Below are 15278 nucleotides of genomic sequence, written 5' to 3'. Positions count from 1 at the left end.
ATGGTTTTATCTATAGCAAAGCGATAGCGATAACCAATCCCGTTGAAACCCCCAGCTTGGTGTACATACGGCTCTTTGTCCGCACGGCTTCTTCAGCTTCAGAAATTTGACGTAGAAGCTGTCCGTCCAGTAAGCGAAAATGCTCCTGCTGTCCCTGGAAATTACTTTGGCCCAGGAACTGTCCGCATTTTTTCATGACGGCCAGATCCTCAGACGTTAAGGGACATTGCTCATATGCCAAATTGATACTCTGATTCCACATGTCTTCTAAGGATGAAGAAAACCGTTCACTGGTACAGGCTGCCATGACGCTTCTCATCAGTATTGCTGTTTCTTCATTGCCGCAGGTAGAAAGTTTGCCAAAGATCTGTGGCAAAGGCTCTTTGAAATAACTGATTTCCGTAGCAATATGAGCGATCAGATCCCGAAATTCTTCCAGTAACCTTTGACGCCGCCGTACTTCAGAAGACTTTAAAAGCCCTAAAGCTGAGGCGGCGATAAATGCAAGAAAAAGTCCTGCTGCCTTAACCATGACATACCTCCTTTACCGTTCCTATAACAGGGTCGTTGCTAAGAAAAACAATATGATCAAAGATCCCGGTTTCAATGGCCTTCCACGTGTCTTGACGCTGCAGTTCTTCCATATCGGAGCCGTGCGTGCTTGTGATAACGCTGACGCCGCTGCCTCGGCAGGCTTTGATCGCGTCTATATCTTCAGGTCGGCCGATTTCATCTGTAATGATTACATCAGGCGTCATAGCGCGGATCATCATGATCATACCTTCCGCCTTAGGACAGCCGTCCAATACATCGGTTAAAGGTCCGAAGTGATAAGCGCTGACGCCTCCATGCATACCTGCAATCTCGGAACGTTCATCACAGATGGACACACGGTAACATCCCTTTTCACCAATACTTCGGGCAATATCACGAAGCAGCGTGGTCTTTCCGCAGCCTGGCGGCGATGTAATCAAAAGATTAGATATTCTTCCGTTTTGTTGAAAAAACAAATGCTTTAACGCGTCGCTGCAGCCAATTACTTCATGTCCACAGCGAATATTCAGTGAACTGACTTCGCGAAGCAGAGTCACCTTATTGTGATCTAAAACAGCCTTACCGCAAACTCCAACACGATGACCTCCGTCTATTGTCACAAAACCTCTTGCCAAGTCCTCCTCATAAGCGTAATACGAGAATTTCAATAAATTGCTCAGGATATTTGCAATATCCTGATCTCTGATACGTCCCCTGAGAGGTATCGCTTCTCCTTTACTCATAAGCCAGACCTCCCGACCTCGATATACTCTTACTTCCTCAACTGAATTTCTCGTATTTCTATCCAAAGCCTCTATTTGACGTTGAATCTCCAACGGAAAACATTGAAAAACTTTTTCAAAATGGTTCATAATCTGCATGTCCTTTCTTTCCATACATCATATTCGCAGGACAGGCAGATATGATAAATTTTTCAGCAAACGGATAAAAGAAAAAGATGTATGATCACTGCTCTTTGATGGCGACAGTGATCATACATCTTATTTCTCATAGATATTTACTTCGTATTTCCTCATTAGCATCCAAAACCCTGGCAATGAGTTCTCGTACAGGCATCCGAAGCGCGCCCTGACCAAAGATCATCATCTGTTCCAGTCCATCAGAGGTCGCTACAGTTATTTTTTGCTTTTTTACGTTGTCTAATACATATTTTTCAATATACTGGTCGGCCGTTTGGCCCTCCTTTGTATATACAACTGAGAGATTTCCATATTTTTCTGTTGCGCCGATATTTCCAGGCTGTTTATAGGCGTCAAAGACCAGAATTATAGTCTCTCCGGTATATCCTTGATAGTTTTGCAGGGTTTCTATTAAAAGAGCTCTGGAAGCTTCCAGATTTACTTTTGTCATTTCCTGCATTTCTTCCCAGGCAAAGATCACATTATATCCATCGATTAAAAGAATTTGCGGAGCCTGACTGTCATTATATCCGCTTTTCACCCTTGGAAACTGTTCCATTGACCGAGCGCTTACAATTCTGGAATCTCTTTTGAGGCGATTTTTTTCGCGCTTATCATCACCATAGGTTTTTCGGAATATGGCTTCTAGTTCTGCATCGCTATATTCCCTGCTTCCGGTACGGCGAATGATTTCGTCAGCCGCCTTTTTCGTTTCGGAAAGACAGGCAGGTAAATGCATGTTTGCTTCTACTTCTTCCCACGGGACATTGACGCCGCCTCCATGACTGCAAAATACAGAACCGCACGGATTTGCTGGATCTCTATCCGGATCATAGCCCCTTGCTTCAATGACCTCCGCGGCGTTATGACATGGAAAATACCCGGCAAAGGTAAGTTGGAGACGACCGATTCCCTTTGTATACGCCAAGACCTCCTTCGCATAATCGCCCATAGCCGCTACCGGCGCTCTGCCCGATAAAGTCACCATATCCCCTTGATTTATAGGTTGTCCGCACTCTCCGGCGATCCGCTGCATATCATGCATCGCTCTGCCAACAGAAGCCGTGGGAACATCCAGCTTGTAGTTATAATATGGTTCTAACAAAACAGAGTCTGTTCGGCGCAATCCATGGCGTACAGCTCGATAAGTCGCTTGACGGAAATCACCGCCTTCCGTGTGCTTTACGTGAGCTTTTCCTGCAGCCAGAGTAATTTTCATATCAGTGATCGGAGAACCGGTCAATACGCCGGGGTGATGTCTTTCAGCTAAATGGGTCAGGATGAGATTTTGCCAGTTCTTATCCAACAAGTCCTCACTGCACGTTGTTTCTAACAGAATACCTGTACCCACAGGCATAGGCTCTAAAATCAAATGAACTTCAGCATAATGACGCAAAGGCTCAAAATGACCTACGCCCTCTACTCTCCGTGTAATGGTCTCTCTGTAATTGATAATAGGCTGACCCCAGTTCACAGCTAGTGAGAATCTTTCCATTAACAGGTTGGTGAGAATTTCCATTTGAACTTCTCCCATCAACTGTACCTGGATTTTCCGAGACTCCTCATCCCACAGAACCTGCAGCTCCGGAATTTCTTCCTCTAATATGCGCAATTTACTGTATGCATCGTGAGGATCACAGCCGTCAGGCAGCAAGACTTGATAGGATAACAGGGACTCCAGCTTTGGTTTATTGCCAACCTTTTCATAGCCGAGTCCTTGTCCTGCCCACGTGCTTTCTAGTCCGCAAACGGCACAGACCTGCCCTGCTTCTACCTGATTTACCGTATGAAAAGCAGCTCCGTTATAAATACGAAGCTGCGTAATTTTTTCTTCGCCAATTAAATGACGGACAGAAAGTGTTCCGCCGGTCATTTTTAAATGTGTCAACCTTTTCCCCTGGCTGTCTCTGGAGATTTTATAAACTCTGGCCCCGAACTGATCCGGCCATTGCGGTGGTTTCACAAATCGTTCCAAACCCAGAAGAAATCTCTTAACTCCTTCCAGCTTCAACGCACTTCCACTATAGACTGGAAACAGCTTGCGGCAAGTAATTAAATCGCATAGCATTTCATCTGGTATGATTCCTTCCGAAAGCAAGGTTTCCAAAGCTTCCTCATCACAAAGCGCCGCCTTTTCATAAAACGTATTGTCAAGACGGTCGAATGAAATCACGCCTTCATTCAATGTAGAAGACAGAATCGATAGGAGCTCCTGCAAATCAGTTCCCGCCAAATCTGTTTTATTAATGAACACAAAAGTTGGAATTTGATAAGCTTCTAATAATCTCCAAAGGGTCATTACATGACCGGTGACGCCATCTGCCGCGCTGATTACCATAATAGCATAATCAAGCGTTTGTAAAGTGCGTTCTGTTTCTGCTGAAAAGTCGATGTGTCCAGGGGTATCCATCAATGTAACTGACAGTTCTCCTAAAGGAAAGACCGCTTGTTTCGAAAAAATGGTAATGCCTCTCTGCCGCTCTAAAGCATGCGTATCTAAAAAAGCGTCTTTATGATCCACCCTGCCAAGGGTTCTGGTCACGCCTTTTTGATATAGAATCGCCTCGGACAGCGTTGTTTTTCCAGCATCCACATGAGCCAAAATGCCAACCGACAGATGTTTATTCATCCTCCTCATCCTTTTCCATCACAGGTGGTTTTATATGAATCTTTACTTTTTCAATTCTCCGTTCTTTAACAGAAAGAATTGTAAAAATATAGTTTTCAAACGAAATATCTCGATTTTCATCTCCTTCCTCCGGAATTTCTCCGAGGATATCGATAATGAAACCGCCGATTGTTTCGCTACTTTCTGATTCTAAATTGATTTCCGTTTCCTCGCAAAGATCGTTTAATGAAACATTTCCGTCTACAAGATAATGATTATCGTCAATCTTTTCGATAATATGTTCTTCCTGATCATATTCGTCGTCTATGTCTCCGACAATTTCTTCTATGATATCCTCCATTGTTACGATACCAGAAAAGCCGCCGTATTCATCGATTAGAATCGCAATATGTTGCTTTTCAATCTGAAGCTCATAGAACAGAGAATCGATATTTTTAGTCTCTGGAACAAAATACGGTTTTCTCAGGATAGAACGAATATCCACTTTATCAAAGCCTGTTTCTCTTGCTTTGATAAGATAGTCTTTAATGTGGAGTATACCGATGATGTTATCCGTATCATCCTCGCATACAGGTATTCTGGAATAACGCAATTCCATCAGCTCATCCAGGTATTCATCGGTTGGATCATTGATGTCGATCAGGAATACGTCAGTTCGCGGCGTCATAATCTCGTAAGCAAGCTCATCATCAAACTGAAAGATACTGTTAATCATCTTCTTGCCTTCCTCTTTAATTTCACCGCTCTGCTGTCCTGCCTCCAAAATGGACATCACGCGATCCTCTGAGTAGCCGCTGTACTGAATATCTGTATCTTGTCTGAACATTTTCAGAAACAGATTTGCAATCAATGTAAGCAACGCTACAAAGGGTTTGAGGACGATTAGAAAGAACCGTTCCAGTGGAAGCATAGCTAAAGCTGCTGCCTCACTGTGCTGCTGAGCAATTTTTCGCGTAAAAAATTCGCTGAATACGATGGATACCGCAACGAAAACAACTACTGAAAGAATATCTTCATACGGCAGTCCAATGGTAAAAAACAAACCGACAGCAATGAAAATATAGCTAAGCAGCCGATTGGTGAAACGATAATCCGTAGGCCTTTCCAGCAAGGCTTTGAGCACAGACGCTTTCTCATCTTCATCAGCCATCTGGCTGACCTTACTTCGGCTCACAGTATTCATCGCGGTGTTGGTTAGGACGACCAGTCCGTTGCTGATAACCATAGCGATTATAATTAAAAATTGAATTTGTAACGGTATGTTACTGGGGTCAGATGACATCTTAAGTTCACACTCCTTTATTTATAGCTTTTTCATTCGTAAAATATAGTCTGGTTTTACCGGACGTTCCATCTTCATAGACAGCATTTGCTGTGGGTGAGGCGCGGATTGTAAAGAATCTCCGGTTTCTAAATCATACAGCTCAGATATATTCTGTGTAAAGAACGGTATATCCGGACCGAAAATTTCAATTTCATCTCCTACAGACATTTTGTTTCTCTGTTCAACTACAGCCATACCTGAAGCCGGATCATAATCTCTCACTACTCCCACAAAGCTGTAATCTCTAGTATACGCGCTGGTCTGATAGTTTTGATCCTGATTGGTCGGCCGGTCGAAATAAAAGCCTGTAGTAAATTCTCTATGGCTTACTTTCTTCAACTCTGACAGCCACACCGGGTCAAATCGGTAGCGCTCTGGATCTGCGAAATAAGCGTCAATAGCCTGCCTGTAGGCGTGTACAATGGTTGCTACATAAAATACGCTTTTCATACGTCCTTCTATTTTCGCGCTCATAATGCCGCTTTCCACTAATTGGGGAATATGCTCAATCATGCACAAATCACGGGAGTTAAGAATATAAGTGCCTCTTTCGTCTTCTTCTATGGGATAATATTCGCCCGGTCGTTTTTCTTCTACCAGAGCATATTTCCATCTGCAGGGATGAGCGCACTGTCCCCGATTAGCGTCGCGTTCAATCATAAAATTGCTGAGCAGACACCGTCCGGAATAAGAAATACACATCGCGCCGTGAACGAAAGCTTCCAATTCCATATCGTCCGAGATGTTTTGCCTCATTTCCTGAATTTCTTTGAAAGTCAATTCACGAGCAAGAACTAGTCGTTTAACGCCTAGCTTATGCCAAAAGCCTGCGGTTCTATAGTTTGTCATATTTGCCTGAGTACTCAAATGGATTTCCGCACCGGGAATCACTTCCTGCAGCAGATCTATAATGCCCGGATCTGATACGATGAACGCGTCCAATTTTAGCTGTTTGATATTATGCAAATAATCCGTCAGAGGTTGAATATCTTCATTATGTGCGAAAATGTTTAACGCAAGATAACAACGCTTGCCTCGTGCATGAGCAAACTCGATACCTTCCCTCATTTCGTCTATAGTCAAATTCCCTGCTCCGGCTCGCAGTGAAAACATCTCGCCGCCAAAATAGACAGCATCAGCGCCATAGATAACGGCTGTTTTCAGTTTTTCTAAATCTCCTGCCGGAGCCAGAAGTTCAAAATGTTCTTTATCCATGTTCTCCTCTAAAAATAGACACTGCCAAACCGTCTCCTGTACTCATCAAAGATGTTTCCAGTTCCCTGCTCCGGCAAATATAGTCTACATAATCTCTCATTTTTTTTACATTCGTCTTATGCTTTTTCTGCGGATCGTACTGATCTGAAACAGTCATAGCTCTTTGCAAAATATTATCGCTGACGATTACTGCATCTTTTTGACATACGGAAAGGGCTGCTTCCAGAAAACGGCGGTAATGACTTTTCGCCGCGTCGATAAAGACAAAATCAAAGCCTTTTATTCCAATATCTCGAAGCTTTTCTACCTGTTCCTGTCCGTCGCCAAGGTAGCTATGAATACGTTCGTCCAATCCAAGGGCGGCAATATTATGCCTTGCCGCGTGAAAAGCCGTCTCATCCTTCTCAATGGTATAAATCTCCGTCTGTGGACATTTATAAGCAAAATATATTGCAGAATAACCAATTGCCGTGCCAATCTCTAAAATCCTTGCGGGTCGCTTTAACGCCAGAAGAATATTCAGATACTGCTCCGTTTCTTTCAGAATGATCGGAACATGATCTCTTTCTCCCATCGACCGAAGCTCTGCCAACTGATCGTTTAAAGGTTGGTAATAGCCGCAGATATATTCCGTAACAAGATCGTTAGTAATATTCATAAAAGAACTAATCCTCCTGTCCCTCCAGCGCTCTGTAATACGCATCCTTATCTTTGAGAAATTGATCATAGCTAGAAGAAAAATTCTGTGTGCCATCCAGCCTTTCACTAACTACAAAATACAGATAATCAGTTTCCTCAGGATAAAGCGCTGCCTTGATAGACGCCAGTCCAGGACAGGCAATCGGTCCCGGAGGCAGTCCAGGATGAATATACGTGTTATACGGCGACTCGATTTTGGTATCGGCGTCAGTCAGGCTTTCCTTTTGCTTACCCAATACATACTGAACCGTAGAACACATCTGCAGAGCCATGTCTTCTTTCAACCGGTTGTAGATTACACTTGCAACCTTGCCTCGTTCATCATCTACCTGACATTCCCGTTCAATGATAGAAGCCATAACCAGAATATCGTTGACAGAATACTTCATTTCCTGTGCCCTTGCTCTGAATTCTTCAGTAAATATCTGATCAAAATGATCCAGCATCGTTCTTATAATTGTTTCTTCATCAGCGCCGTACGTAACGGTATAAGTCTCTGGGAACAGATAGCCTTCAAGATGATTCTTTCCACTCTGTGCATGCTTCAAAAAATCATAGTCGTTATCAAATTTTCCGCTGGTTAGCAGCCTTTTAAATACTTTTTTATTCACCAGACCGTCATCAGCCAGCTTGTCAGCAATCTGATAGATCGTATAGCCTTCTGGTATCGTAAAGGATATGTTGTTTGTCTTTCCACTGGCAATAATCTCAGCGATCTCTGATAGCTTCATGGATGGCGCTAAAGCATATGTTCCGGCCTGATATTGGCTGTCATATCCTTTAAATTTAGAATACAGCTTAAATTTTCCTGCATCCTCAATAATACCCAGTTCTTCCAATTGAGCGCCGATATCGCTGGTTGTCGAGCCTGGTTCTATGGTGACGATAATTGAATCCTCTTTGCTTTCATCGAAAGCAGCATCCAGACTGTTCAAATACAGAACGCCGCCTATACCTAATATAATAGCTGCAGTAATCAATACCACCAAGACTAAAATGAGTTTCTTCTTCATCTGTTTCCTCTATTTCCTCATACCGTACTGAAATATATAGAAAGGGACGTGTGAAACGTCCCTTCTCTGTCACTCTTTGATTATTTGGATCTTCCCAGATATTCACCGCTTCTCGTGTCGATCTGGATTCTTTCTCCTTCTTCAATGAAGATAGGAACCTGTATAACTGCACCGGTTTCTACAGTAGCAGCCTTTGTTACGTTGGTTGCCGTATTGCCCTTAACGCCTGGCTCAGTTTCGGTAACCATCAGATCTACAAAGTTAGGCGCTTCTACGATAAACGGCTGATCCTTATAGAACTTAATCGTTGCTTCATCGTTCTCTCTCATGTACTTGATCGCGTCTTCTACCATATCGTAAGCAATTGGAATCATGTCGAAGGTTTCATTATCCATAAAGTAATACAAATCACCGTCATTGTAGGAATAAGACATCTTCTTTGTCTCAATAATCGCTTCTTCAAACTTGTCATCCGGATTGAAGGCTTCTTCTCTAGTCGCGCCTGTAATAATGTTCTTATATTTGGTTCTTACGAATGCAGCGCCTTTACCAGGCTTTACGTGCATGAAATCCAGAACCACATGAGGCTCACCGTTAATCTGGAATGTTCTGCCTTTTCTAAAATCACTTGCGTAAATCATCGGTCTATTCTCACTTTCTACATTATTGTTAAATAACTTCTGCTGATATTATAGCAGATTTATTGCATGTTGCCAAGTCCTATTACTTCGCCTAAAATTTTATAAACATCATTCATCATCAGAGAAAAACGCATTTGTGCCTGCATGTACTGAGCAGCCAGCGGATCACGCATCATAATCTGTGACAATTCCTGCATTTGCTGCATAGCGTCTGCCTCGACTTGTTCTCCCATCATCTGCTTTGCCTGCATCTCAAACTGCTTTGTCTGGAAGTCTTTCAGCATCGCTGACAATTCCTGATTCTGATCTATCAATTTCTGAAGCTGATCGTATTGCTTAAATTCCTCGCACTCTCTGATTGCTTTCGCCAATCCGTGTGCCTGATCATATACATTCATACTCTTTCCTCCTTATATACGATTGAATTCTGCCAAGCGAGCCGCGGATATGCTTGCTCCCAGCAGGATCATTATACGTCTAAGAAAATCGGTAAAATAATCGGATCGCGCTTAGTTCTGCGGAAAATAAACCGGCGCATTTCTTCTCTGACACTATTCTTAATCGCGTTCCAATCTCTGTTGCCCGCGAAGATACTTTCCTCTAGAGCCTGCAGTGCAACTTCTCTTGCATCCTTGATCAGATCCTCATTTTCACGAACGTAAACAAATCCACGTGATACGATATCAGGACCAGAGATAATTTCTCCACTGGCCCTATCAATTGCCGCTACGACAATAATCAAGCCAGATTCGGATAAAAGCTTTCTGTCGCGCAACACGATATTGCCTACATCTCCTACACCCAAACCGTCAACTAAAATATCCTCAGCGCTGACTACATTCTGGAACTTGTTGGCGTTACGCTTATCTACACTCAACTGATCGCCATTTGATAAGATAAAGATTCTGTCGCCGCGCATACCGATAGATTCAGCTAGACGCGCATGCTGTACCAGATGGCGGTATTCGCCATGAACCGGCATGAAAAATTTTGGCTTGATCAAGGTATGAATCAGTTTTAATTCTTCCTGACAAGCGTGACCGGAGACGTGAATATCTGCGATATCGTTGTAGATAACCTCTACTTCCTTTTCATATAGTCTGTTTACTACACTAGTCACGGTCTTTTCATTGCCCGGAACAGGAGAAGATGAGAAGATAACCATATCTCCCTTCTTCAGCTTTACATTTCTATGCTCATTATTGGCCATTCTTGACAGCGCCGACATAGGCTCGCCCTGGCTTCCCGTGGTCACAATGACTAGTTGACTGTCAGGAATATTTTTCGTCTTATTAAGATCTACATAAATTCCTGCCGGTAATCTGAGATAGCCAAGTTCAATCGCCAGATTTACTACATTATCCATACTGCGGCCGGATACGGCTACTTTACGTCCGTATTTTGCCGCTAATTCAATGATCCTCTGTACTCTATGAACGTTGGAAGAAAAGGTTGCGATAATGATTCTTCCTTTGGCCTCTCTGAAAATGCCGTCTAACGTCTCTCCTACGCGCCGTTCAGATGGCGTATAGCCTTTTCGAAGAACATTCGTGCTGTCGGCCAGCATGATATCTACACCTCGTCTGCCCACTTCAGCAAATTTGCTCAAATCAATAGGCTCACCATCAATCGGCGTATAATCGATCTTAAAATCCCCCGTATGAAATAAAGTGGCCGCGGGGGTTTGAATATACAGACAAATAGCGTCGGCGATGGAATGGGTAGTGCGAATAGCTTCGATTTTAAAGTTACCCACACTGAACTTTTCTCCCGCTTTTATCGTATGCAATTTTGCGCGTAAACCGTGCTCCTTTAGTTTGTTTTCGATCAATCCCAGCGTTAATCTGGTTCCGTAAATCGGCACGTTAACCTGCTTTAACAGATATGGCACGCCGCCGATATGATCCTCATGTCCGTGAGTAATAACCATGCCCACGAGTTTGTTTGCATTCTTTACCAGATAACTGAAATCCGGAATGACTACGTCAATACCGTACATTTCTTCTTCAGGAAAAGTCATGCCGCAGTCAATCAGCAAAATTTGATCCTTATATTCAAGTACGGTCAAATTCTTACCAATTTCATTAAGACCTCCGATCGGAATGATCTTCAGATTATCCGCTTTTTTCACCTGCTTTGCTGCTGGCTGCGGTACTGATTTCATTGCTTTTGCAGCCGCGGCCCTCGGCGTGTTTTTTCTGCAGGCAGAAGGCTTTTTGCCTGCATTTCGTTTTGCAGGCTGCGTTTCCTTTGCCGGCGGTCTTCGAACAGCCATCTTTTTTACGGATGGCTTTTTACTGTTGTAATCTCTCATATGCTCCCCTCTATTTTATAACAATATTTACAAGCCTTCCAGGGACAGCAATGACCTTTACAATGGTCTTTCCGTCTATGAGGGCTTTTACTTTGTCATCAGAGAGAGCTACACTTTCTAATTCTTCTTTTGAAAGACTATTTGCTACGTTTAATTTCTCTTTCACTTTTCCGTTGATCTGTACAACGATTTCAACAGTATCACGAACCAAAGCCTTATCATCATACGCCGGCCAGGAAACTGCCGAAAGAGATTTGTCATAACCCAGTATCTGCCACATTTCTTCACAGACATGCGGTGTAAACGGTGAAAGGATTATAACCAGCGTATCAATAGCCTTCTTCATGAAAGCGTCATTTCTCTCGTCTAACTCTTTATATCTATATAACTCATTGACCAATTCCATAATAGAACTGATCGCTGTATTAAAGCTGAATCTTCCGCCTACATCGTCTGTTACTTTTTTGATCGTAGTGTTCAGGACGTAATTCAACTCCTTATCAGCTTCTGTCTTTATTTCGTACTCCGTCTGACTTGCGTCATACTTGGAGGCAAAATCATAAACCAGACGGTATACTCTGTTGAGGAATCTATAGCTTCCTTCTACTCCTGCATCGGACCAATCCAGCTCCTTTTCCGGAGGCGCCGCAAACAGGATAAATAATCTGGCTGTATCTGCTCCATATTTTTCAATAATCTCCTCAGGACTTACTACATTACCTAAGGATTTACTCATCTTCTTTCCATCCTTGTTGACCATGCCCTGGGTAAGGAGATTTTTGAATGGTTCTTCATATTTTGTCAGCCCCATATCATACATAGCCATCTGGAAGAAACGAGAATACATCAGATGAAGGATCGCATGCTCAACTCCGCCGATATACTGATCTACATCCATCCAATAATCAGCCTTCTTTTTATTGAAAGCTTCCTTCTCATTCTTCGGATCGCAGTATCTGAGGAAATACCAGGAAGAATCCAGAAACGTATCCATGGTATCCATTTCGCGACGGGCCTTTTTACCGCACTTTGGACAAGTACAGTCGGCAAACACCTTACTGGTTGTCAAAGGAGATTCGCCCTTACCGGTAAACTCAACGTCTGTAGGCAGCAGTACCGGTAGATTTTCTTCTTTTTCAGGCACCCATCCGCACTCCTCGCAATAGATCATCGGAATCGGCGTACCCCAATATCTCTGTCTGGAAATCAGCCAGTCGCGAAGTCTGTAGTTGACTGTCTTTTTACCGATACCTTCTTCAGAAAGCCACTCGATAACTGCTCCGATGGCTTCTTTGTTATTCATACCGTCGAATTTGCCGGAGTTAATCATCGTACCTTCTGCAGCAAAGGCTTCTGTTAAATTGTTCACATCGATAGCCGGATCATTTGTGTCGACTACAGGGATAATATCCAGATCGAATTTCTTCGCGAAGTCAAAGTCTCTCTGGTCATGGGCAGGTACGGCCATAATAGCGCCTGTACCGTAACCCATGAGAACATAGTCGGAGATAAAGATCGGAACCTGTTTTCCGTTTACAGGATTTTCTGCGTATTTACCGATAAATACGCCTGTCTTTTCATTCGTCGTAGAAGTACGCTCAATATCATTCATGTGCTGTACTTTATCCAAATAATCCAATACAGGCTGTTCATACTCTGTACCCTTAACCAAATCCAGAACATACGGATGCTCTGGAGCCATAACCATATAGGTTACGCCAAAGAGTGTGTCCGCGCGGGTGGTAAATACTTTCAACACTTTGTCAGTACTTGAAATTTTGAAATCAATCTCTGCACCGATAGATTTACCGATCCAGTTTTTCTGCATGGTCTTTACTTTTGACGGCCATCCTTCCAACTTATCTAAATTGTCCAGAAGCCGGTCCGCATAGTCTGTAATCTTCAGGTACCACTGAGACAGATTCTTTTTTCCCACCGGCGTCTTGCATCTTTCGCAGCAACCGTCTACAACCTGCTCATTAGCTAATACTGTCTGGCAGCTCGGACACCAGTTTACCGGATTTTCCTTTTTATATGCCAGACCTCTTTTATAGAATTGGATAAAGATCCACTGCATCCATTTATAGTAATCAGGATTACAGGTTTGTACTTCCCTTTCCCAGTCATAGGATAATCCCAGCTGGGCCAGCTGTTCTTCCATTTCATGAATATTATTCCAGGTCCACTTGCTTGGCTCTGCGCCATGCTTAATAGCAGCGTTTTCCGCAGGCAAACCGAAAGAATCGAAACCCATCGGATGCAGTACATTATAGCCCTGCATAGCTTTGCATCTGGCAATAACGTCGCCGATAGAATAGTTTCTTACATGTCCCATATGGAGCTTTCCTGATGGATAAGGAAACATCTCCAATACATAATACTTTTCTTTGTCTTCGTCTTCTTCAGTTTTGAAGCAGTCATTTTCTTTCCAATATTTCTGCCACTTGGTTTCAATCTCTTTGAAATTATATTTCTCATTCATTGCTAAATTACTCCTCCAGATTTAAAAAGCTGCAGTCTCCCCACACTTTTTCGATATTATATTTTTCCCGGGTTTCTTTGGTAAAGATATTGACAATCACATCGCCATAATCCATCAATATCCATCCGGAATTTTGCTTTCCTTCTATGCTCTTAACGAGAAGACCTTCTTTTGCAAAAGCTTCTTCTACATCATCTACCAATGCCTGTACCTGTCGTTCCGAACCTCCGGATGCAATAATCATGTAATCGGCAAAGGAAGATTTCTCTGCAATATCTATTGCTACAATATCTAATGCTTTTTTATTGTCCAGCGTCTTTGCCGCCAGAAGCGCAAAACCTTTATTATCCATTTATTTTCTCCATTTCTCTGCGTTTTCTGAGATCATTCCTGGCCCGCAGTGTATCTTCGTCCAGAAAACTTCCCTGCCCCTGTACATATTCTATGGTATGTTCCAAAGACATCAGACAAGCCAGATCTAAATCCTTCATAGCCGCCTCGCGTAATTCCTCTACCCCTGGATAGTGGCGGCTGGGCTCAATAGCATCAGCAATATAGATGATCTTTTCCAAAAGAGACATATTCTTTCTACCTGTAGTGTGAAAACTGACGGCATTTAAAATATCCTCATCCTCAATACCGTAATCGCGTTTCATGATAATTGCCGCAATCTTACCGTGAGCAAGATTGCAATTGTCTAAATAGCGTTTATCTAATCCCAGGTGCTTTACGTAATAATTTAATGCATCCACAGGAACGCCTCGATACATATCATGAAACAGAGCGGCAAGCTCCGCTTTCTTTGGATCCGCGCCATACTTCTCAGCCAAACTAATCGCCGTACTTCTTACACCTTCCGTATGGATTTTACGTTTTTCAGAAAAGTTTTTCTCTATATAACTATTGATAGAGTCCGTGTTCACTGATATACCTTTCTATCTGGAAAGGAACAAGCTCCCGAATGCTCCTTCCAGCCTTTACATTTTCTTTTATTTCCGTAGAGGAAACCTCCATAACCCGGTTATGCAGAACTTTAATACGAGCGTCATATTTCTTCCGCAGGGTATTCATCAGCTCCACGGTTTCGCTTTCTTTGTACCCAGGACGTATTCCTATAATAATAGAGAACTCTCTCAAAAGCTGCTCGCTTTTGTACCAACTTTCCAGGCTCAAAAAAGAATCCGTTCCCATGATAAAATGAAGCCGGTCCTTTGCATATTCTTCCTGCAGTCTCTGAAGAGTTCTGTACGTATAGGATACCTCCTGACTGCACGCTTCGACAGTAGAAACAATAAAGTTTTCATTTTCTCTGGCGATCAAAGAAACCATGTTGACCCTGTCCTCACTGCTTGCCATCTCTCTGCCAATTTTAAACGGCTGCACCTTTGCGGGTAAGAGAATAATTCTTGAAAGACCGCATTCCTTCATAGCGGCTCTGGCAATGGAGAGATGTCCTCGATGAAAAGGATCAAAGGAACCGCCCAGTATTCCGATATCTTGCATAACT

Annotated in this window: 14 protein-coding genes; all 14 read right to left on the bottom strand. The window is 42.9% G+C overall.

Annotation, left to right across the window (positions count from 1 at the left end; all coding sequences use genetic code 11):
• Nucleotides 1–10 precede the first annotated feature (10 nt).
• The 14 genes from ACPW7J_RS07545 to nadD all read right to left on the bottom strand — a co-directional run bounded on the left by ACPW7J_RS07545 (nucleotide 11) and on the right by nadD (nucleotide 15274).
• Nucleotides 11–532 (bottom strand): hypothetical protein, encoded by a 522-nt coding sequence (locus ACPW7J_RS07545; protein ID WP_425754865.1) that lies wholly within the window; start codon nucleotides 530–532, stop codon nucleotides 11–13.
• Nucleotides 525–1406, bottom strand: a complete 882-nt coding sequence (gene spoIIIAA, locus ACPW7J_RS07540; protein WP_425754864.1) for a stage III sporulation protein AA — start codon at nucleotides 1404–1406, stop codon at nucleotides 525–527. Before spoIIIAA ends, ACPW7J_RS07545 begins: the two co-directional genes overlap by 8 nt.
• A 136-nt stretch (nucleotides 1407–1542) precedes the next feature.
• The gene (locus tag ACPW7J_RS07535) at nucleotides 1543–4083 is read right to left on the bottom strand and encodes an NYN domain-containing protein (RefSeq protein ID WP_425754863.1); all 2541 of its coding nucleotides are present in this window, start codon (nucleotides 4081–4083) and stop codon (nucleotides 1543–1545) included.
• The gene (locus ACPW7J_RS07530) at nucleotides 4076–5365 is read right to left on the bottom strand and encodes a hemolysin family protein (protein ID WP_425754862.1); all 1290 of its coding nucleotides are present in this window, start codon (nucleotides 5363–5365) and stop codon (nucleotides 4076–4078) included. Before ACPW7J_RS07530 ends, ACPW7J_RS07535 begins: the two co-directional genes overlap by 8 nt.
• A 21-nt stretch (nucleotides 5366–5386) precedes the next feature.
• Nucleotides 5387–6622, bottom strand: coding sequence for a peptidase U32 family protein (locus tag ACPW7J_RS07525; protein WP_161873149.1), 1236 nt, complete (start codon nucleotides 6620–6622; stop codon nucleotides 5387–5389).
• Nucleotides 6615–7280 (bottom strand): O-methyltransferase, encoded by a 666-nt coding sequence (locus ACPW7J_RS07520; protein ID WP_425754861.1) that lies wholly within the window; start codon nucleotides 7278–7280, stop codon nucleotides 6615–6617. The genes ACPW7J_RS07525 and ACPW7J_RS07520 overlap by 8 nt, the downstream gene beginning before the upstream one ends.
• Nucleotides 7281–7287: 7 nt before the next feature.
• Entirely contained in the window at nucleotides 7288–8334 is a 1047-nt protein-coding gene (mltG, locus tag ACPW7J_RS07515; protein ID WP_425754860.1) for an endolytic transglycosylase MltG, read from the bottom strand.
• Between the two features lie 80 nt (nucleotides 8335–8414).
• Nucleotides 8415–8975, bottom strand: a complete 561-nt coding sequence (gene efp, locus ACPW7J_RS07510) for an elongation factor P (RefSeq protein ID WP_161873152.1) — start codon at nucleotides 8973–8975, stop codon at nucleotides 8415–8417.
• Between the two features lie 59 nt (nucleotides 8976–9034).
• Entirely contained in the window at nucleotides 9035–9373 is a 339-nt protein-coding gene (locus ACPW7J_RS07505; RefSeq protein WP_161873153.1) for a YlbF family regulator, read from the bottom strand.
• 71 nt (nucleotides 9374–9444) lie between these two features.
• Nucleotides 9445–11289 (bottom strand): RNase J family beta-CASP ribonuclease, encoded by a 1845-nt coding sequence (locus tag ACPW7J_RS07500; protein ID WP_424959834.1) that lies wholly within the window; start codon nucleotides 11287–11289, stop codon nucleotides 9445–9447.
• 10 nt (nucleotides 11290–11299) lie between these two features.
• On the bottom strand, nucleotides 11300–13771 hold the full coding sequence (gene leuS / locus ACPW7J_RS07495; RefSeq protein ID WP_425754859.1) for a leucine--tRNA ligase: 2472 nt from the start codon (nucleotides 13769–13771) through the stop codon (nucleotides 11300–11302).
• Between the two features lie 7 nt (nucleotides 13772–13778).
• Nucleotides 13779–14123, bottom strand: coding sequence for a ribosome silencing factor (rsfS, locus tag ACPW7J_RS07490; RefSeq protein ID WP_161873155.1), 345 nt, complete (start codon nucleotides 14121–14123; stop codon nucleotides 13779–13781).
• Nucleotides 14116–14694 carry a bis(5'-nucleosyl)-tetraphosphatase (symmetrical) YqeK gene (yqeK, locus tag ACPW7J_RS07485; protein ID WP_161873156.1) on the bottom strand — a complete coding sequence of 193 codons (579 nt, stop codon included), beginning with the start codon at nucleotides 14692–14694 and terminating at the stop codon, nucleotides 14116–14118. Before yqeK ends, rsfS begins: the two co-directional genes overlap by 8 nt.
• The gene (gene nadD, locus ACPW7J_RS07480; RefSeq protein ID WP_425754858.1) at nucleotides 14672–15274 is read right to left on the bottom strand and encodes a nicotinate-nucleotide adenylyltransferase; all 603 of its coding nucleotides are present in this window, start codon (nucleotides 15272–15274) and stop codon (nucleotides 14672–14674) included. The genes yqeK and nadD overlap by 23 nt, the downstream gene beginning before the upstream one ends.
• Nucleotides 15275–15278: the final 4 nt, after the last annotated feature.

This window comes from Ihubacter sp. rT4E-8 (genome assembly GCF_049852125.1).
Lineage (GTDB): Bacteria > Bacillota > Clostridia > Peptostreptococcales > Anaerovoracaceae > Senimuribacter.
The sequence above is the reverse complement of the archived record's forward strand: the minus strand, read 5'-3'. Positions and strand labels throughout refer to the sequence as shown.